Genomic DNA, 19463 nt, shown 5'->3' on the forward strand with positions numbered 1-19463 from the left:
GTTCCGCCTGTTCAGAATGTTGCCGCTTAGACCTTCCAGGTTTTGAAAACCTGGAAGGTCTGCCGATCGGCTTGTTTCCCGACTAATGCTTTTTCCTTAACTGAATGGCCGAATATAGTCTGGAAAAAAAATTGTCTCAAGAACCTCGAAAGGGATGTGAAAAATGCCGGATATGACGCCGTCAACGGCGAATCCAAGGCTGATATTTTTCGTGCCTTTCGTGTCGCCTAGAGGCGCCTACTTTTGGTTTTCGTGGACAGGGCGTAACATCAGTGATCAAAATGCTTTTTGTGGTTTTCGTGGACAATACCGGCGTTGTGAGTCAAATTGCCGATAATCTTTAGGCATCCTTTTTCTTTAAGCTGCTCACCACTAAAAAACCAATCACCCAAACCAATAATCCGCCGGCAATCATCACCATGATTTTAGTCACCGGAATACCCACCAGAAACATAAGATGTTGCTGCTGCCGATTACCTGAAGCATCCTGCAACGTGACATTAAGTCTGTAGACACCGCGCTCCCGGATGGTTTGCGAAATTGAAGCCAAGCCTGTATCGATCAGCTGTTCCGGCTGTTGTTTAATCACGGTAAATGCTTGGGCGGGATTTAGCCACGACGACAATGCCGCCAACTCCAGCGTGACCAAGGTCTTTTCCTGTCCTTCTGCCAACGGTTCCACTGCCAGTACTATTTGCCCAAGCTCAGGGAAAAAATGGCAGAAATGTTTTCCTTCCAACTCCGGCTGGAACTGGTAACCGCTTATTCGTAATTTGGTATCTCCCACAGTCAGAAAACAACTATTGTTGTGATCCACTCCGCCATGAGCAAATGCCGGTTGATGAATCATTAAACTGAACAGTGCGATGATCGGAAGGCGCGCGCGGCACGTCCTACTTAGCCGGGTTATCAAATGTCTCAAAATACTTTCCGCCAATTCAAAAGCACTAGTGTATCAATTTATGGCGCTGCTTATGACTCCGCCATTAAAATTTAATCAGCGCAACAGCCTAATAATGCTAGAATTTTGAACCATAAACCGCACTTTATTTCCGTTATTTCTGGAGCATCAATGGGCCCTCATTATCTGAACCGTTTTTTCACCCCAAAATCCGTTGCTATCGTTGGTGCATCCGAGCGCGAGGCTAGTGTAGGCTACCGACTGCTGCTTAACATGCAGGAGGCCGGCTTTAAGCGCGGACTTTATCCGGTTAATAACAAACGCGAAACCTTATTAGGCTTAAAAGCCTATCCCGATCTCAATGCCGTTCCCGAGGATCTCGACCTGGTGGTGATCGCCACGCCTGCACCTAGTGTTCCGGGCGTTGTGCGCCAGTGCGGCGAAAAAGGCGTTACTTCGGTCATCATTATCAGCGCTGGCTTTGGCGAGTTGGGGGCGGAAGGCAAGCGGTTGCAACAGGAAGTTCTGGACATCGCCCATCGCTACAGTATTCGTATCATCGGCCCGAACTGTTTGGGCGTAGCTCGCCCCAACGGACAGCTTAATGCCACTTTCGGCGACGGCACGATCAAGGACGGCAGTCTGGCGCTGCTGTCTCAATCGGGCGCGGTGTGTACGGCGATTTTGGATTGGGCCAAATCCCAGGACATCGGTTTCTCAACGGTGGTATCGATGGGCGGCGCGGCGGATATCGATTTTGGCGAGGTGCTGGATTATCTGGCGACCGACAGCAAAACCACCGGTATTTTGATGTATGTCGAAGGCATACGCGACGCCCGCCGTTTTTTGAGCGGCCTTAAAGCGGCTGCGCGCCTAAAGCCGGTGATTTTGATTAAGTCCGGCCGTCATGAAGCCGGTTGCAAGGCGGCAATGTCGCACACCGGTGCGATGGTCGGCGGCGATAATGTATTCGATGCGGCGATTGCAAGAGCCGGTGTAGTTCGAGTCTATAGCATCAATGAGCTGTTTTCCGCCGCCCGCGTTTTGGCCAACAATTACGTAGTCAAAAAAGACCGTCTGGCAATTATCACCAATGCCGGCGGTCCCGGCGTGATGAGTACCGACCGCGCCGAAGATGTCGGCGTGCAAATGGCTGAACTGAGCCCTGCCAGCATTGCCGCGCTGGACGAGGTTTTGCCGGTGCACTGGTCGCATGCGAATCCTGTCGATATTCTGGGCGATGCGACGTCCGAGCGTTACCAGAAAGCGCTGGAAATCTGCCTTAAAGACAAAAATATCGACGGCATACTGGTCATTTTGACGCCTCAGGCGATGACCAATCCGACGCAGGTCGCCGAATGTGTGATTGAAGGCGCAAAATCCAGCAAAAAACCGGTATTGGCTTCATGGACCGGCGGCGCAAGGGTTCAGGAAGGCCGCAATCTTTTTGCCAACAGTAAAGTGGCTCATTTTAGTACGCCGGAAGTGGCTGTCGATGCGTTTTCATTCCTGGCCAGCTATACCCAGAATCAAATCCTGCTGAAACAAATCCCGTCGCCTACCGATGAATTGGCGGCGCCCGATGTTACCGGCGCACGGTTGATTATCGAACGGGTGCTGTCGGAAGGTCGGCAGGTTTTAACCGCACAGGAAGCCAAAGCCATCCTGGCCGCATTCCATATTCCGGTCAACCAGACGATCAAAGTTTCCAGCGCCAAGGATGCGATGATTGCCGCAGAGACAATACGTTTTCCGGTCGTATTAAAAATCAATATGGCCGAGTTCAGCCATAAATCCGATATTGGCGGCGTGCGGCTTAACATCAACAGCGTCCAGGAAGTCTCACACAACTTCATGGAAATGGAATCGGCCATTAAGCAAAAATATCCCGAGATTACCGAAGTCGGCATGACGGTTGAACCGATGTTTAAATCGCCCAGCGGCCGCGAACTGATGATAGGCGTGGTCAGGGACCCTGTATTCGGCCCTGCGATCAGCGTCGGCTTAGGCGGCACGATGGTGGAAATTTTGCAGGATAACGCCGTCGCGCTGCCGCCGCTGAATGCGTATATGGTTGAACAAATGATCGCCAAAACCAAGGCGGCCAAATACCTGGAAGCATTCCGCCAATTACCGGTCGCCAATAAACAAGCTCTGGTGGATGTGTTGCTGAATATATCGACCATGGTCAGCGAGCTGCCGGAGATTTTGGAACTGGATATTAATCCGCTGATCGTCGATGAACGTGGCGTGATGGCGGTTGACGCCCGTATTAAAGCGGAAACGTCACATCAGCTCGGCCCGTATTCGCACATGGCGATCCATCCTTATCCCCATCAATTAATTCAGCATCATCAATTATCGAACGGCGTGAATATTACAATCAGGCCTATTCGCCCTGAAGATGCGGTCATGGAAAAAGATTTTGTGCACCGCTTATCGGAACGCACTAAATATTTCCGCTTTATGCAAGCTATGCATGAATTGACGCCGGAGATGGTCGTGCGCTTCACCCAGATCGATTACGACCGCGAAATGGCTTTTGTTGCGGTAACCAACGATAAAAGCATGTCGAATGAGTTGGGTGTGGGCCGCTACATGGTCAACCCGGACGGTCATTCGGTGGAGTTCGCGCTGGTCGTTGCCGACGACTGCCAGTGCATGGGCATAGGCACCCGGTTGATGAAAACCTTGTTGCAAACCGCCAAAGCCAAAGGCATGTCGTTCTTTGAAGGCGAGGTGTTGGCTATCAACAAACCGATGCTGTCGCTAGTGACCAAGCTGGGTTTCAGCATAGAGAACATCGCCGGCGATCAGGAAGTGGTGCGGGTTGTTAAGGATTTGAGGCAGTAAATCATTTCACCAGGAAGAAAACAATAGAACACCAATGACACTGATTGAGCGGATTTAAACGGATTTTTTAACTCTAAACTCGGCTTGACAGAGTTGTAGCCGGGCGACATTTTTTCGTTGCCCGACTATTGATTTTCCCGATCAGTTATTTGGTTGGGGGTAAATCTGGACAAAGACGATCCGCGATCCATACATTTTTCTGACCACAACATCGAATTGATTAAATTCAATTTTTTGACCTTCTACTGGAATATCACGTAGTTTGGCCATAATCAGGCCGCCAATTGAAATCTCATCTTCCAATTCAAGTTCTTCATTTTCGATATCGATTCCCAGAATCCGTTCCAGCGAAAATATCGGCAGACTGCCCTTGCCAATCAATGTGTCGTCGTCAAGCCTTGTCCAATCATTGTTATTTGGACGAAACTCGTCGCGTATCTCGCCGACCATTGCGCTTAACAAATTATCCAGTGTAATGAAGCCTTGCGGTTTTTGTCCTTTTTGTCCAATAACTGCGAAATGTGATGTGCCCGTACGAAATTGACGGAATAGCTCCAGGGCGGGTGTATGCGGCGATATATATAAGATAGGCCGCAGATAATTACTTAAATCATCAATCGTTTGGTCTTCCTGCTGGGCGAAAAACAAATCTTTCAAATGAATCACCCCTAACACATCAATGTCATTAGTGTCGAAATAAGGATAACGGCTGAAGCGTTTTTGAGACACTATTTGCAGGTTTTTTTGTAAGGATGCGTCGCGATGCAATGCAGTAATCTCATGGATCGGGCGCATCAGGTCGGACACTTCGAGCTCGCTGAAATCGAGTGTTTTGGCCATAATGTTCCACTCATCGCGGGTAAAGCGAGCGTCTGGGCGATTGCTGCGCAAAATAAGTTTCAGCTCGTCGGCCGAGTAGTGTCCGTCATGGCTATGAACATTACTCAAGCGGAACAGGCGCAGTACCAAATTGGCGCTGGAATTCAGCAACCAGATGGCTGGATACATCAGCCAATAAAATCCGAAAAGCGGCACAGCACTCCATAAGCCAATCTTTTCAGGATTACGGATCGCCATAGATTTCGGCGCAAGTTCACCGACGACGATATGCAAAAATGAAATTGCGGAAAATGCGAAAGCAAATGAGATGCCGTGTATCAGCTCCGGCGACATAACACCGATCCTGCCAAACACGGGTTCCAGTAGATTGGCAAAAGCAGGTTCGCCAATCCAGCCCAAGCCGAGCGAAGCAAGAGTAATACCCAGCTGACAGGCCGATAAATAAGCGTCAAGTTTTGCGTGTACCTTGCCCAAAATGCGTCCACGCCAACCTTGTGTTTTAACAATCGAGCGGATGCGCGTTTGTCGCAGTTTAACGAGACCGAATTCTGCGGCCACAAAAAAGCCATTGAGCGCAACCAGCAATAACGCGCCAACGACCAAGAAAAAATTATTCATGACACTTAAACTTTAATGGAGAGGAGCATTAGTATCGCCGATCATTCGGCAATCATTCCATTTAATTCAACATTAACTGCAACAATGTGTCATTGCTGACCCAGTAACTTCGGCATTTCATGAAAAAGCTTGGTTGATAACCAGCCGGCTTTGTCATGTATGAGGCTGTTTTTTTTAATGAATTAGTTTCCACTGAACTTATGGATATTGCAAAGTAAATAATCTAATATTAAGAATATATACGCTGATGAGCTTTCGCTTCTTTTTTCAAGGAGAAGGCAAAGAGTTTTCTGAAACTGAATATCCATAACTAAATATAAATATGACGAGTGAATTATGAAGAAATTAATATTAATATGCGCAGGTTTATTGCTCTTAAGTGCTTCTGCTTCTGCTTTTGCTGATGATCATCATGCTGCTGCGGCGCTGGAGCACACTAGTGCGGCGGTAATTTATGGTAAGAATGGTCATACAGCGATTTTGCTCGAACATGCAAAGGCGGCATTGGATCACACGCTAGCAGCCTCCTTAAAAGCAAAGGGTGTGTCAATAAACCATTTAGAGTCTGCGGTCATGGAACTGCAAGAAGCTATTGATCTGAGTGAGTCGGGGCATGTAGGCACGGCTACTAAACATGCTCAAGCCGCTCTAAGACACATTAAAAACAGCAACAAAAATATCGAGGATGCACACACTAAAGTAAAAAACATTCAGCGTGACGACCAAAAGTGAAAAACGGCTTCCTCGCCTTACAAAGCTGAATAACTGGGACAGCAAAGTAAACTTAGCCTTTCCCATGTTCTATTTTATTCGTGCTCTTTGTGGTGAATTAATCAATTCCGAAAAAACCAGCTGTACCCCATAAAGCCCAACAATAAAATAACCATTACCCCAATAACCGGCTTGTCGCCCCATCTCGCATAAGGCGTCATGCCGCCCATCGGCGTTATCGTTCCGGTCAGCGCTGTTTCCTGAAACAACGGCGCTTGACTGACAATTTCACCCTTTGGCGAAACAATTCCCGTCATACCGGTATTTGTCGCCCGCAACAAAAAGCGCCCGGTTTCGATTGCTCGCATTCTTGCCATTTGCATGTGCTGATGGGGTTCTATCGAATTTCCGAACCAGCCGTCATTGGTCACGTTAACGAGATAAGCTGCGTCCGGCAGTCCTCGAATACCCAAATCGCCGAATACGTCCTCGTAACAGATCAATGTTATAAACGGGTAGCCGCCCGCTTTCAACAAGGGCTGGCTTGCTGTTCCGGCGGTAAAGTTCCCAAGCTTTATGTTTATCATGTTCAGTACAAAACCCGACAAAGGTTGCAGCGGTAAATATTCGCCAAAAGGCAATAAATGAGTTTTACGATAGATGTCTTCGTCTTTGCCTATGGTTATTACGGCATTGTATTTTTGATCGATGGGTCTGTCGTGCACCGGAACGCTGATTATTAAATCGGTATTATGCAGCTTGGCATTGTTGCGTAAGGGCGCTAAAAAAGTTTCTTGAACCTGATCCAGAAAGGCCGGAATCGCGGTTTCCGGCCAGATAATGGCTTGGGAATCCCAATGTTCTTCGGTCATCTTTTTATATTTTAACAGGGTACTGATTTTATTTTCCGGCCGCCATTTTTGGTCCTGCGCAATATTGCCTTGAATCATCGAAACGCGAATCGGCGGACCTATTTGATGCGTCCATGTTATATTCCGCAATAAGCCGCCCGTTCCCCACAAAACGGCAAGCATCATTATTAAATGTAGAGGCGGCTTTATTTGTGCGGGGCTAAGGAATCCGCCCCTACAATGCTCTACCGCCTGCATAATCCGCAGGGATGAGGGAAATGCAGATTTTGCATAGGAGTGATTAACGGTGAGCAAAATATCCGCCGATGCAGTCGCCCATACAATTTCTACGACAATTGAAGCGGTTAAGGCCAAAATAAAACCGGTACCGTAAACGCCGGCTACCGCTATGTATCCGGCCAAAGGCATCTCCAATTGGGAGTATGCCACATGCAACCAAGGAAATCCGTTAAGCACCCAATAGCCTCGTAAATATTCAATAAGTATCCAAACGGCGGGGACTCCTACGACTCGAGCAAACCCTTTATTTATCGGGATCGTTTTTACCGAAAGGTAGCCGGACAATGCAGGAAACAATGCCCAAAAACCGGCAAATAAACCGGTCAGCAGGCTCGAACCAAACACATTTGCCCCGCCGAAATCGTGCATACTGATGTAGACCCAGGATACACCCGAGCCGAATGCTCCCAAGCCGAATAAATAGCCGCGCAAAGCCGCGCGTTTAGCCGATACGTTTCGCCAAGAGGCAAACAAAATCGCCAGCGCTATCAGCGCAAAACTCGAATAATCAAAGGGAGCAAAGGATAAGGTAAGTAAAATACCGGCAGGCAGAACGCAAAAATCCCACGATTTACTGTATGAATAATGCATGTTTTTTAACCGGATTATGATCGTTTTTGTAAATGGACACTCATTAGAATTAACTGTCATAATACCAAAAAACCAAGTGAAGCCCATTATCAAGACAGAAACGACGTACCGGCAGCTGTGCCCCTGCGTCTACTGTTGGCGCTCTTCTATAGAGCTGATCATGGCCTTATGAAACATCTGCTTTACCACATCCTGGCGAATTATTCAGGGTAGTTTTCAAACGCAATGAAGCGCATCAAACTCACGAACAATACGCTTCAACAAGACTATTGACCATAAGGAATATACTTTGAAAGTTATTAAAATGCCTCGGCCTATGCGTATGGTATGGGGAAGCGCGGTAGCTTATTGGTTGTCAGGTATTATCAACCCTGCTTTTGTTGCAATCGCGGTAATGATTGCACTGTTTATTCCGATTTTGATTTCTGAATATCTTTTTCTTGACTCGTCCTACCAGCAACCTGACATGAACCATCAACCTGATCACGCCGCTCAAAAACCAAAGCTTCCAAGCAGCCGCATATTAATGGATGAAGATGAATAGTTTAAAAGGTGTCCAATGATACGGATTTCATTATCAATTTTTATCCTGTTACTACTGTGTTCGTTTAATGCAGCAGGCAAAAAGCTCTATAAATTTCAGGATGAGCAAGGCATATGGCATTATACCGATAAGCCGACGGCTTCCGAACAAAAGCAAACCGAGCTAAAAGTTGAAGTCAGACAACTTAAAGTTGCACCCAAGCAAATGGTCTGGCTATTGCAGTCGGGCGAAGAGCGTCATCCTCAATATTATATTCGTAATGATTATGCCGGCCCCGTGGAGGTCGAAATCGATTTTACCGAACAAGACAATGTTCAGGCCACGCCCGACTTGCCCAGACTGTTTGTTATTGAGCCTGGGGCATCGGACACGCTGTTTAAAATAGATGGCATTGATGAACATAAATCATGGCGGCTTGGACTTAAATACCGCTATATCATCGGCAGACCCTTAACGCATTACAGTTCGACGAGCAGCTATTTGCCGCCGATGGCTCCCAATGCATCGTTTCAAATTTCCCAGGCTTTCGGCGGCAGTTTCAGCCATACCGACGAACAAAACAAATATGCCGTAGATATAGTCATGCCGATTGGCACACCGGTTCACGCGGCCAGATCGGGCATTGTCCTGGAAGCCGAGGATGATTTTTATAAAGGCGGTACCAATAAGGCGTACAGCTCCGAAGCCAACAACATCAGGATTTTGCACGATGACGGCTCTATGGCGATTTACGCCCACTTGGAATTGGAGAAAGCCCAGGTTTATCCGGGCCTGGCGGTGACGGCTGGGCAATTGATCGGTTATTCGGGCAATACCGGTTTTACCTCCGGCCCGCATTTGCATTTTGCGGTTCAGATAAATAGAGGCATGAGGTTGGTTTCTGTGCCGTTTACTTTTATTAATCAGGCGGGGCAAGCCGAGGAGCCAACGGCTAATGCATGGCTTAAAGGAGTTGCGCCCTCTCAGGTGGGTAGTGCTGTTGAATGATACTTGCAACTTATGGACGGGTAACAGCTTTTCGTTGCCCGATTTACAGCGTTCATCCTAACATTCAGTGCCGCTCTATACGGACTACTTAGCTTATAAACACGCTAACAGATTGACTGTTAGTGAAAAATAATTTCAGATTGACTTTTAATTACCATCACTGCCTCTTGTGCAAACAATGCTTTATATTTTGCAGCGATGACAGCGACTTTATCGCGATTTTCCGGCGTATCATCACAAACGATTTCTACCACTCGGCTTTTTTCCTGTTCAATCGTACCTTTTGCATTTTGCCATTGCCCTTTTGCTTCAAACAGCGTTAAGCCTTCAGGGAAACGCGAGCTGATTTCTTGATGCAAAAATTGATTAAACTCCTGTTCACTGACAGCCCCGCCTGTGGGTTTATTCATACCGAAATACAGACGGTTCAGTTGGTTGGCGGGCGCGCATCCTAAACAGGCTAAGACAGTAAATAGCAATAAGTAGCTTTTCATGGAGTATTTTTCTTATTGTATTTTGGTTGCCTATTCTAACTGCCAGCCCGGGCATGTTGCTCCGGCCGAAGCGTTTTGTATTGGTTAAGTACGTTGGTTTCGCGAAAATGTTAGAAACGGGATTACAAACTCCATCCCGCTCAGGCCACTCTTTTGGCGATTTCAATGTCTTTACGCAATAAGTCATTGACTAATGATTGCAAGCTTTCCTGTGTCGTTAAATTTTTTTCATTAAGGTACTGAATAACATCCTTATCTAAATATATTGGTAATTGAACGTCTTCAACAGGCACATAAAATTTGCCTTGTTCGGCATTAGAAAAATCATATTCTTCTTTCATTTTGTAAGCCTCTTCATATAAGTAGCGGTCTCGGTTGCGGTTGCTTTTCTGGCGGAAATAATTCTGACGACGTCATCATATCGAAAGGTATGAACAACTAACAGCATTTGTTCATTCAAACTTTTGCCCAATAAAAGCCAACGCTCTTCCGTTTCCGAATGTTCATCATCAGGTATGCTTAAGGCAAAAGGGTCGGAAAACACATAGGCGGCACTGCTAAAATCAATGCCGTGCTTACGAATATTCAACTGGTTTTTATTTTCATCCCATGTGAATTTCATTTGTGTTTTTTTAAGATGGATTGTTTTGTTTCAATAATATTTTTGCGCCATTTTCGAGTTTCAACTACATTGGAAATCTTGGTTTTGAAATAAATTTCCTGCTGAAATATTTTAGTGCAATACAGTCTTCTTGTATTCATAAACGGAGCGCGATGCTCTCCCCTACCGGACTGCTTCAGTTACACGTTGAAATCGAGTCAAAAGCACCCGCTGTACAAGTGACTTCGCTCCCGATGTAGCTAAGTCTAGCTGACGAATTTCTAGGAAACCCTGATGCACCAAAGTGCTTCGAAGGTCGTATAGACGGACTGCCTCTTTGGCTTGATCAAATGCATCTGGGTAATTTACAAGTTCTCGTTGCACGAGCTTACGAATCTGTGAGCGAATCGAATCGTCCTTCCGAAAGAGCAGTTCACGCTGAAGCGCATCAAGTGCAGCAGCGTCTTCTGAATCCTTTGGTAGGCTTACCAGCAGCGCCTGCGTCTCAATTGTCCAGCGTTCAAGTAGTTCAACGGCAACTCTTGACTTCAAGGTGGAAGTTGCAAGCGCTTCGAGCGACATAATCAGTGTCAGAAATCGCGCAGTCGCGGACTGCTCAGTGAAATATGCCGCGTACAACTTCAGTGCAGTCAACAGCTTTGGATCATCAAGCAGTTTTCGGCTGCCTCGAAGCGCAGCCCCTCGCAGAATCACTTGAAGCACCTGATCCGATGGTGTCGTTGTGTAGATGTTTGCCTGCCCAAATGTTGCTACTCGCAGGTTCTTTGCGCTCAGATAAATTGCGGCCTTTGATCCATCAATGATTCCGTCAACAGGGCCTTCAATTTTTGCACCAAGACTCTTGGAAAGATTGGCGGCGGCTTCCATAGGATCTGGGTAGTACTTGAGCGCCTGCTGTTGAAGTGCCCCTTCCGCTGCAATGCCCTTTTCGAGGAGTAAACAGGCAAGTGAGGAGCTCGCTCGCGTCATGAAATCTACTGCTGCTTGTTCTGTGAGGAACCCCTCAGCCTGAAGGACGTGATATCTGCCGTCGAATTTGAGCGTGAACTCAATATCTTCGAGCAGTGCTTGAGCCTCATTAGTGCCGATACGTGTACTAGGTGGTACTTGGAAGGGAATGCGAACTGTGTACACGAGGCACCTAATGCAACTTATTACAACTAACGTAATATACACGACATTGATTGTCGTATATAAAATCTAATTTGTCGCATATTTTCCATAATTTCATCTAATTATTTGTTTTATTATTAAGCGGGCAGCCTGAATGGAGCTTGTGGAACCCAGGGCTTCGTAGCTCCAATCATCCCGTATTCCGCTACGCTACATACGGGCTACGCGACCAACAAAATTTTCAACATCCGATTGACCAAACGGCCACCCCAACTCCTGCTTGGTTTCCTGATCATACAAAACCGGAATACGCACAGCATATTGCTCCTGCCACTGTTCCTGCTCGGCAATATCCACAGTCTCAACGCCATCCGGCACGCAAGCATTAACAATAACCTCCGCCTGTTCGCAAAGATGGCAGCCGGAGGTACCGAACAGTATTAAGTGCATATCTAATGGTGCAAATGCGCCGCCAGCCAGCGCTCGGCGATTTCTTCGGCAATGCCTTTACGTTTGGCGTAATCTTGCAGCTGGTCTCTGTCTATCTTGCCGACATTAAAATACTGCGACTCGGGATGGGAGAAATACCAACCGCTTACCGCCGAAGCCGGGTACATCGCATAGCTTTCGGTCAATTCTATGCTGGTATGCTCGGTCACGTTGAGCAATTCAAACAGCTTGCCTTTCTCGGTATGATCGGGACATGCAGGGTAGCCGGGCGCAGGACGTATGCCTTGATAGGCTTCGTTGATTAACTGCTCTGCTTTATGAGCCTCATCTTTGGCATAGCCCCAATATTCTTTCCTAACCACCTGATGCATATATTCCGCAAACGCTTCGGCCAGTCTGTCGGCCAACGCTTTAAGCATGATCGCGCTGTAATCGTCATGATCCCGTTCAAACTCTTGCAGCTTTTGCTCGATGCCGATGCCGGTCGTGACCGCAAAAGCGCCGATATAATCGGCTTTGCCGCTTTCAATCGGGGCGATAAAATCGGACAGGCAATAGTTCGGCCTGCCCGGCGCTTTGACGTTTTGCTGACGCAAATGATGCAGGGTTTCTTTTTTCTCGGTGCGAGCGTCATCGGTGTATAGCACGACATCATCGCCGTCGCTGTTGGCCGGGAAGAAACCGACTACGGCGCGGGCGCTCAGCCATTCTTCAGTGATGATTTTTTTCAGCATGTCCTGCGCATCGTCAAACAGCTTTCTGGCTTCGACGCCGATGACTTTATCATCGAGTATCTTGGGATAGCTTCCGGCCATTTCCCAGGTTTGGAAAAACGGCGACCAGTCGATGTACCAGACCAATGTATCCAATGGGAAATGATCGATGACTTTTATGCCAAGGAACGACGGTTTAACCGGCTGATAATTGCCCCAATTGAATTTATTGCGCCGTGCTTCTTCTATATTAAGTTGCTTGGTTTTGGCTTCGCGGCCTTTATGCCGTTCCCTAACTTCTTCATATTCTTCGCTGATGTTTTTTACGAACTCGTCTTTCAAATCGGCGCTCAGCAAGTTGCTGGCTACACCGACGCCGCGCGATGCGTCGGTTACGTAAACAATCGGACCGTCATAATTCGGGGCGATCTTTACTGCGGTATGCGCGCGCGAAGTGGTTGCGCCGCCTATCATCAACGGCATGGTAAAACCTTGGCGTTGCATTTCTTTGGCAACATGCACCATTTCATCCAGCGACGGGGTAATCAGGCCGCTTAAGCCGATAATGTCGACGTTTTCGAGGCGTGCGGTTTGCAGTATCTTTTCGGCAGGCACCATCACGCCCAGGTCAATCACGTCATAGTTATTGCATTGCAAAACCACCGCGACGATGTTTTTGCCGATGTCATGCACATCGCCTTTAACGGTCGCCATCAGGATTTTGCCGTTGGTTTGCCGGTCGCCTGCGGCTTTGTCGGCTTCCATAAACGGCATTAAATAAGCCACGGCTTTCTTCATGACTCGAGCCGATTTGACCACTTGCGGCAGGAACATTTTGCCCGCGCCGAACAAATCGCCGACCACGTTCATGCCATCCATTAGCGGACCTTCGATAACATGCAATGGCCGTTCGGCTTCCAGTCTTGCTTGCTCGGTATCTTCGTCGATGTAATCGGTAATGCCTTTTACCAGCGCATGTTCCAGACGCTTGCTAACCGCCCAACTGCGCCATTCCAAGTCCTGCTCTTTTGATGAGCTGCTGCCGTCGCCGCGATATTTTTCGGCAATTTCCAGCAATTTATCAGTGCCGCTACCGTCGTGTGTATTTAATATGACTTCTTCAACCGCTTCACGCAGGTCTTTGGGAATATCTTCATAAATCGCCAATTGCCCGGCATTGACGATGCCCATATCCATGCCCGCCTGGATCGCATGGTATAAAAATACCGCATGAATCGCTTCCCGTACAGGGTTGTTGCCACGGAATGAAAACGAGACGTTGGATACGCCGCCGGAAATCAGTGCGTACGGTAAGGTGCGTTTGATCTCTTCGGTGGCTTCGATAAAATCGAGGCCGTAATTGTTGTGTTCGTCGATGCCGGTGGCAACAGCGAATATATTCGGGTCGAAGATAATGTCTTCAGGCGGAAAGCCGATTTGTTCGGTCAGGATTTTATAAGCGCGTTGGCATATTTCGATTTTCCGGGCTTTGGTGTCGGCCTGCCCTTGCTCATCAAAAGCCATAACGATAACCGCCGCGCCATAGCGGCGCACCAGTTTGGCATGTTCGATAAACGCTGCTTCGCCTTCTTTCAAAGAGATGGAGTTTACGACGCCTTTGCCTTGAATACATTTAAGCCCGGCTTCCAAAATTTCCCATTTCGACGAATCCAGCATGACCGGTACTTTGGCAATGTCCGGCTCGGACGCAATCAGCATCAAAAAGCGCACCATCGCTTCTTTAGAATCCAGCATGCCTTCATCCATGTTGATGTCGATAATTTGCGCGCCGTTTTCGACTTGCTGCTTGGCGACATCCAGCGCCGTTTCAAAATCGCCTTCAATAACGAGGCGTTTGAATACCGCTGAGCCGGTTACGTTGGTGCGCTCGCCGACATTGACGAATAACGAATCAGGGCCAATATTTAACGGTTCAAGTCCTGATAACCGGCATTGTTTGGCTATTTCGGGAATTTTTCTGGGGCTATAGTGCTGCAAGGCCTCGACTATCGCTTTGATGTTCGCAGGCGAGGTTCCGCAACAGCCGCCGATAATATTCAGGTAGCCGTTTTTTGCCCAGTCGGCCAACTCTGCGGCCATCGCTTCGGACGTTTCGTCGTATTCGCCGAACTCGTTAGGCAAGCCCGCATTGGGATGAGCGGAAATGTAGGTGTCGGCAATGCCCGATAACTCATCGATATGTTGGCGCAATTCCGTTGCGCCTAACGCGCAGTTAAAGCCGAACGAGATGGGGTTTACATGTTTTAGGGAATTCCAGAAAGCGGCAACGGTTTGCCCGGACAGCGTTCTACCTGAGGCATCGGTAATAGTGCCGGAAATCATTACCGGCAGCTTGTAGCCGATCTGTTCGAAATATTGTTCAACCGCAAAAATAGCGGCTTTGGCATTCAGGGTATCGAACACGGTTTCAATCAGGATAATATCCGCGCCGCCGTCGATCAAGCCTTTGGTGGCTTCTGTGTAAGCTACGACCAAGTCATCGAAAAAGATATTGCGAAAACCCGGATCGTTAACATCTGGCGACATGGACGCCGTGCGGTTGGTAGGGCCTAGTACGCCCGCCACGAAACGCGGTTTTCCCGGCGTTTTTTGCGTGTATTCATCAGCGGCTTGCCTTGCCACACGCGCACCGGCAACATTGATCTCATACGCCAGCGATTCCATTTTGTAATCGGCCATCGCAATGCTGGTCGCATTGAAAGTGTTGGTTTCGACAATGTCGGAGCCTACTTCAAAATAAGCGCTATGAATCGCTTTAATGATGTCAGGTTGAGTCAATGATAAAAGGTCGTTATTGCCTTTAAGATCGACTTCCCATTGGGCAAAACGTTCTCCGCGATAATCTTTTTCTTCCAGCTTGTAACTTTGGATCATCGTACCCATCGCACCGTCGAGAAATAAAATGCGCTGGGATAATTGCTGCTTTAATAGTTCTGTTTTGCTCATGGAACGATCCAGGGTTATTGGTGGATATAATCATTGCTTAAAATGTTATCAAGCACTATTATTTTTAACTATTTTTGCCGGAGATGAGCATGTCAAAACCAACGATCACTCAAGTCATAAGAAGCGTTCTAGCTGCCGTTATTGGCATACAAAGCGACGCTAACAGGCAAAGAGATTTAAAAGAGGGATATCTTTCAGTGTATCTTATTGGAGGAGTGATTTTTACTGTGCTTTTCGTGATCGGCCTGGTATATCTGGTTTCTTCTATTTTAGGCAATTAACATTTAGAAACCAGAGCTTACGTAATCCGCAACCATAAAAAAAGCCCAAGTATCGCTTGGGCTTTTTTTTACAACCAACTTAAATACCTTACTTCTCAGTCGTTTTAAAACTTTGTTTTATGCTTTGAAACATCTCTTTGATGTCGCTAAACAAATTGCCGACTGTCAGTGGTTCTTTGGTAATAAACTTTATCCGAACCAGCGCTGCTGCCAAAAAGCCAACGATTTGCGGCATTAACTCCATATACACCGAAAGCAGGACGCCTCCAAAACCCTGAAAACCGCCTTCATTTTTTCTATCGCCAATGCTGGTCAAATCGCGCTCGTAGCCGCTATCGCCCTCACCGCCTTTTATTGCTTCCATAATATAAATATTGACGTCAATAAATGCCAGCTGCACTACAAAAAAGGTAACCGCACCAATTGCAACCCACATCATTACATTACTCGTTTTCGCTCTCATAGCCGACTGGTAAATCCAGAGAGCTACCAAAATCATTACAATGCCACCTATCATAGCTATATCCTTTTTTTAAATTATTTTTTTGTTAGAAAGAAAAAGTATGTACACTTTAATATCATGTTTGAACCCTCTTTTTCAACCACTTTGCAGGATTCATATTTTTCTCGTCCAGGAGAGGACTGTTTTTTGATTTCCCCGTTTTCGACGGAGTACTTTAACACAATCTTTAACGCACTGATCCGCCCAGCGACATCGGATGCCGATGAAATAAGGGTCCCATCTTCCTTAAATTCCCATTCCTGAGTCACAGCTTTTTTGGGGCTAGTTAACGAAACCGCTTCATCATGAAGATTCCATTTTCCTAAAATTTCAGAATTATCTTTTAGTTGAACGTCAGCATTTGCCGATAACGTAAAGAAAATTGCGACCAGTGGTAATATTTTAACGCATCTATTCATCATAATTCCTTAATCTTAAAATGTATCAGCACTCAAAAAGAAGATTCTAAACTATACCACACCGGCTATCGAGCAATAAATTTTAACAAGAAACAATATTTACATCCTCGTCTGGAAACATCACATGAAACCCTACATAATAAGCCTTGACTTTAACTTTTCCTAAAGTATTATGGTCATTCCGTTTGCTATGTAATTAGCAATTTTCAAATATACAAAATTATTAGGTAGGGGACACTTACATGGGATTTATTTTAGATCTAACGGAAATCATAAGAACACCAGCAGGTATGGTCGGCGCTGTTGTAGTTATAGGCGCGGTATATTTTCTTGTGAAATGGGTATTCGCTGAACATCCAGACGACGAAAAATAAGAGTAGCCAGCCAGTTTCGTTCAATCTTTAGAGCCCCTATCCATTCGGCACGAATGGTTAGGGGCTTTATTTTGTCTGCATATTTAAATACATCAAACTGACATTTTTTATATAATTCATACATCTTATCGATTTTTTGAATTATGAAATGCTTAGACTTATTTCCACTAAAATTTTAGAACTTTATTCCAAACAAGCCCCTGCTACAGGCATAGGTTTATTCCGGCTTTTTTACGGCCTAATCACCTTCCAGGAAATTATTTTCCTGCTGTATTTCAACCATTTAATTTTCGACCCTATCCCCTATATAGATGTCGAATTTCCGATGATCCCATTTTTCTTGTGCCTTTGGGGAATCATTGCCGGCTTTCTGATTGTTGGCTATCGCTATCAATTTGCCGTTATCAGCAATTACATTTTTTGGATCATCTTTGTTAATTTCACTTCCATGCAGCGTGATTTTGACGGGGGCTTTGACACATTCATGATCGGAGCCGGTTTTTTTCTGCTTTTTATGCCTGGCGACCGCGCATTTTCTATAGACAGTCTTAGATACAAACTCAGCACCCCTTTTACACATTACAGTAATTACCCAAAACCAACTGTCTCAGCGCTTGCCTACTATCTGCCCGTTGCCATTTGCCTTGGTTTTCTATATTTCGACTCGGCTGTTCATAAGCTATTTGCCGAACACTGGCGTAACGGCCTTGGCACTTGGCTGCCCGCAACACAGCCTTATTATGTTTCAGCCATCGATATGTCGTACTTGCTGAATAATAAGCTCTTGCAAAACACCATCGGGTACATAATTTTAATCTTTCAATTTACCTTTATCTTCTTTTTTGCCAAGCGTCAGTTACGTATAGCCTATTTATTGGTCGGCCTTGGGCTTCATCTTGGCATTACCTTGTCCTTTAACATTTATCCTTTTGGCTTAGGGATGGTCTGCTTTTATACCCTGATGATCCCTTTTAAATGGTGGCGATGCATCGGCCGATTGGTTACGTCAAAACAGCCATCTCTTACCGTGTTTTATGACCAGCTGTGCCCGCTGTGTAATCGCACCGTGCTGATCCTTAATCATTTCGATATATTCAGTTGCATTGACTTTAAAAGCGCTCAGGAACATGCCGCACGCTATCCTGCGCTTGCCGCCATTAATAGTGAAACTTTGTTAACCGATCTGTACGCATTGGATTCTACGGGCCACATTTATTCAGGTATTGACACCTACAGCCGGATATTTATAAAAATGCGCTACCTATTCCCTGTCGGCATTATTTTGGGCCTTCCGGGAATTCATCAATTGGCGTTAAAAAAATACCGGTCTATTGCCGATATGCGCCAGCGCATCTCATGCTCATCCGCTTGCCTGGCGCCGCAAGCCCTGCCGGACACCAGCCTCTATCATCTACTTTTTGAAGATGTTGCCTCAAAAAAACCGAATGCATTTTCCAGAAAACTCTCAAAGATATTAATTGCGATATTCCTATTGCAATTGAACAGCACTATCCATTACGGGCTTATTTACAGACTTGATTTTGCAGCTAAGAAGAGCTCCGTCGGCGTACCTATTGCTGAAGCCAGTAACGCGCTTCTTAACGTCTCTCTGACCTTTTTAGGCATTACCCCACACGCCCTTTATCTACACGACCATTTTGCCGGCTACGATCATATTTTAGCGATCACCTATACCGACTCAAATGGAAATGAACATTGGTTGCCTTTTGTCAATGAACAAGGGCGTCTTCTTGCCCCCAACTGGGGCAGAGTTCATTCCATGTGGGCCAACATTGCCGTAACGCCAAACATTAACAATAAACGTTTGCATAAATTTATCATGAAAGTTACCGCTTTCTGGGCACAGAAAACCGGTTTGAATATTGAGAACGTTGTTTTCAACATAAAACTTAAAAAAATCAGTGCGCCTTCTTATTGGGTTTACGATCAATTGCATCTTAACTTTACCTCTCCATGGACTACTATCGGAACGGCAAAATGGCGCGATAATCGAATTTCATTTGATTTACCCGACAACATCAATGAGCTTTAATTGCGCAGATGATTATTGAATTTTTATTATTGCATCATCATTCCAGTCATGATATAAAATGCATGTGCTTTAATTTATGGCGCAAATTAATAAAAATAATTGAAACCCCTTTGGAGGATATTCTTATGAATAAAATTTTATCTCTTATAGCTATGGCATTAATGATTGTTGGCTTATCTGGCTGCCTGGATGATCCAGATAAATCTGCACAAAAAGTTTCTAGTTCTATTCAACTGTAAATAGAACACTTAAGTAGTACCAAAAAGCCCAGCTTAAAGC

General features: G+C 46.1%; 17 protein-coding genes. 6 read left to right on the plus strand and 11 right to left on the minus strand.

Annotated elements, in window-relative coordinates:
- Positions 1–340: 340 nt before the first annotated feature.
- A complete protein-coding gene (locus tag EPO18_RS06420; RefSeq protein WP_292432168.1) occupies positions 341–850 on the minus strand; it encodes a hypothetical protein in 510 nt (169 codons plus the stop codon).
- Positions 851–1072: 222 nt separating this feature from the next.
- On the opposite strand from EPO18_RS06420, the gene EPO18_RS06425 reads away from it, so the two are divergent.
- On the plus strand, positions 1073–3754 hold the full coding sequence (locus EPO18_RS06425) for a bifunctional acetate--CoA ligase family protein/GNAT family N-acetyltransferase (RefSeq protein WP_292432173.1): 2682 nt from the start codon (positions 1073–1075) through the stop codon (positions 3752–3754).
- Positions 3755–3895: 141 nt separating this feature from the next.
- On the opposite strand, the gene EPO18_RS06430 is transcribed toward EPO18_RS06425, so the two are convergent.
- Positions 3896–5212: a hemolysin family protein gene (locus EPO18_RS06430; protein WP_292432176.1), complete on the minus strand. Its 1317-nt coding sequence runs from the start codon at positions 5210–5212 to the stop codon at positions 3896–3898.
- A 336-nt stretch (positions 5213–5548) separates the two neighbouring features.
- On the opposite strand from EPO18_RS06430, the gene smbP reads away from it, so the two are divergent.
- Positions 5549–5944, plus strand: coding sequence for a small metal-binding protein SmbP (smbP, locus tag EPO18_RS06435; protein WP_292432178.1), 396 nt, complete (start codon positions 5549–5551; stop codon positions 5942–5944).
- 101 nt (positions 5945–6045) lie between these two features.
- On the opposite strand, the gene lnt is transcribed toward smbP, so the two are convergent.
- Entirely contained in the window at positions 6046–7665 is a 1620-nt protein-coding gene (lnt, locus tag EPO18_RS06440; RefSeq protein ID WP_292432180.1) for an apolipoprotein N-acyltransferase, read from the minus strand.
- Positions 7666–7954: 289 nt separating this feature from the next.
- Here lnt and EPO18_RS06445 point away from each other — a divergent pair, with 289 nt between their 5' ends.
- Complete coding sequence (locus EPO18_RS06445; protein WP_292432183.1) at positions 7955–8209, plus strand: hypothetical protein; 255 nt, start codon at positions 7955–7957, stop codon at positions 8207–8209.
- 15 nt (positions 8210–8224) lie between these two features.
- Positions 8225–9196, plus strand: coding sequence for a peptidoglycan DD-metalloendopeptidase family protein (locus EPO18_RS06450; RefSeq protein ID WP_292432186.1), 972 nt, complete (start codon positions 8225–8227; stop codon positions 9194–9196).
- A gap of 119 nt (positions 9197–9315) precedes the next feature.
- Here the strand turns inward: EPO18_RS06450 and EPO18_RS06455 are convergent, their stop codons facing one another.
- The 6 genes from EPO18_RS06455 to metH all read right to left on the minus strand — a co-directional run bounded on the left by EPO18_RS06455 (position 9316) and on the right by metH (position 15555).
- Positions 9316–9690 carry a DUF3574 domain-containing protein gene (locus EPO18_RS06455; protein WP_292432189.1) on the minus strand — a complete coding sequence of 125 codons (375 nt, stop codon included), beginning with the start codon at positions 9688–9690 and terminating at the stop codon, positions 9316–9318.
- Between the two features lie 140 nt (positions 9691–9830).
- On the minus strand, positions 9831–10031 hold the full coding sequence (locus EPO18_RS06460; RefSeq protein ID WP_292432192.1) for a hypothetical protein: 201 nt from the start codon (positions 10029–10031) through the stop codon (positions 9831–9833).
- Positions 10028–10312, minus strand: a complete 285-nt coding sequence (locus tag EPO18_RS06465) for a BrnT family toxin (RefSeq protein ID WP_292432196.1) — start codon at positions 10310–10312, stop codon at positions 10028–10030. The genes EPO18_RS06460 and EPO18_RS06465 overlap by 4 nt, the downstream gene beginning before the upstream one ends.
- Positions 10313–10474: 162 nt before the next feature.
- Complete coding sequence (locus EPO18_RS06470; protein WP_292432198.1) at positions 10475–11446, minus strand: hypothetical protein; 972 nt, start codon at positions 11444–11446, stop codon at positions 10475–10477.
- A gap of 189 nt (positions 11447–11635) precedes the next feature.
- Positions 11636–11875, minus strand: coding sequence for a glutaredoxin family protein (locus tag EPO18_RS06475; RefSeq protein WP_292432200.1), 240 nt, complete (start codon positions 11873–11875; stop codon positions 11636–11638).
- A 2-nt stretch (positions 11876–11877) separates the two neighbouring features.
- Positions 11878–15555: a methionine synthase gene (metH, locus tag EPO18_RS06480; RefSeq protein WP_292432203.1), complete on the minus strand. Its 3678-nt coding sequence runs from the start codon at positions 15553–15555 to the stop codon at positions 11878–11880.
- A gap of 89 nt (positions 15556–15644) precedes the next feature.
- Between metH and EPO18_RS06485 the strand changes: the two genes are divergently transcribed.
- Complete coding sequence (locus EPO18_RS06485; protein ID WP_292432206.1) at positions 15645–15836, plus strand: DUF2970 domain-containing protein; 192 nt, start codon at positions 15645–15647, stop codon at positions 15834–15836.
- An 88-nt stretch (positions 15837–15924) separates the two neighbouring features.
- On the opposite strand, the gene EPO18_RS06490 is transcribed toward EPO18_RS06485, so the two are convergent.
- Together EPO18_RS06490 and EPO18_RS06495 are read right to left on the minus strand one after the other, a co-directional pair.
- The gene (locus tag EPO18_RS06490) at positions 15925–16353 is read right to left on the minus strand and encodes a hypothetical protein (RefSeq protein ID WP_292432209.1); all 429 of its coding nucleotides are present in this window, start codon (positions 16351–16353) and stop codon (positions 15925–15927) included.
- A 20-nt stretch (positions 16354–16373) separates the two neighbouring features.
- Positions 16374–16760: a hypothetical protein gene (locus EPO18_RS06495; RefSeq protein WP_472850877.1), complete on the minus strand. Its 387-nt coding sequence runs from the start codon at positions 16758–16760 to the stop codon at positions 16374–16376.
- 519 nt (positions 16761–17279) lie between these two features.
- On the opposite strand from EPO18_RS06495, the gene EPO18_RS06500 reads away from it, so the two are divergent.
- Positions 17280–19184 (plus strand): DCC1-like thiol-disulfide oxidoreductase family protein, encoded by a 1905-nt coding sequence (locus tag EPO18_RS06500; protein ID WP_292432213.1) that lies wholly within the window; start codon positions 17280–17282, stop codon positions 19182–19184.
- Positions 19185–19463: the final 279 nt, after the last annotated feature.

Source organism: Methylobacter sp. (assembly GCF_004322395.1).
In the GTDB taxonomy this organism is placed as follows: Bacteria; Pseudomonadota; Gammaproteobacteria; order Methylococcales; family Methylomonadaceae; genus Methylobacter_A.

Bases quoted from the DNA above. Each gene is read 5' to 3' on its own strand.
- EPO18_RS06420 (WP_292432168.1), bottom strand. From the start codon at position 850: ATGATTCATCAACCGGCATTTGCTCATGGCGGAGTGGATCACAACAAT.
- EPO18_RS06425 (WP_292432173.1), top strand. From the start codon at position 1,073: ATGGGCCCTCATTATCTGAACCGTTTTTTCACCCCAAAATCCGTTGCT.
- EPO18_RS06430 (WP_292432176.1), bottom strand. From the start codon at position 5,212: ATGAATAATTTTTTCTTGGTCGTTGGCGCGTTATTGCTGGTTGCGCTC.
- smbP (WP_292432178.1), top strand. From the start codon at position 5,549: ATGAAGAAATTAATATTAATATGCGCAGGTTTATTGCTCTTAAGTGCT.
- lnt (WP_292432180.1), bottom strand. From the start codon at position 7,665: ATGCATTATTCATACAGTAAATCGTGGGATTTTTGCGTTCTGCCTGCC.
- EPO18_RS06450 (WP_292432186.1), top strand. From the start codon at position 8,225: ATGATACGGATTTCATTATCAATTTTTATCCTGTTACTACTGTGTTCG.
- EPO18_RS06455 (WP_292432189.1), bottom strand. From the start codon at position 9,690: ATGAAAAGCTACTTATTGCTATTTACTGTCTTAGCCTGTTTAGGATGC.
- EPO18_RS06460 (WP_292432192.1), bottom strand. From the start codon at position 10,031: ATGAAAGAAGAATATGATTTTTCTAATGCCGAACAAGGCAAATTTTAT.
- EPO18_RS06465 (WP_292432196.1), bottom strand. From the start codon at position 10,312: ATGAAATTCACATGGGATGAAAATAAAAACCAGTTGAATATTCGTAAG.
- EPO18_RS06475 (WP_292432200.1), bottom strand. From the start codon at position 11,875: ATGCACTTAATACTGTTCGGTACCTCCGGCTGCCATCTTTGCGAACAG.
- metH (WP_292432203.1), bottom strand. From the start codon at position 15,555: ATGAGCAAAACAGAACTATTAAAGCAGCAATTATCCCAGCGCATTTTA.
- EPO18_RS06485 (WP_292432206.1), top strand. From the start codon at position 15,645: ATGTCAAAACCAACGATCACTCAAGTCATAAGAAGCGTTCTAGCTGCC.
- EPO18_RS06490 (WP_292432209.1), bottom strand. From the start codon at position 16,353: ATGATAGGTGGCATTGTAATGATTTTGGTAGCTCTCTGGATTTACCAG.
- EPO18_RS06495 (WP_472850877.1), bottom strand. From the start codon at position 16,760: ATGATGAATAGATGCGTTAAAATATTACCACTGGTCGCAATTTTCTTT.
- EPO18_RS06500 (WP_292432213.1), top strand. From the start codon at position 17,280: ATGCTTAGACTTATTTCCACTAAAATTTTAGAACTTTATTCCAAACAA.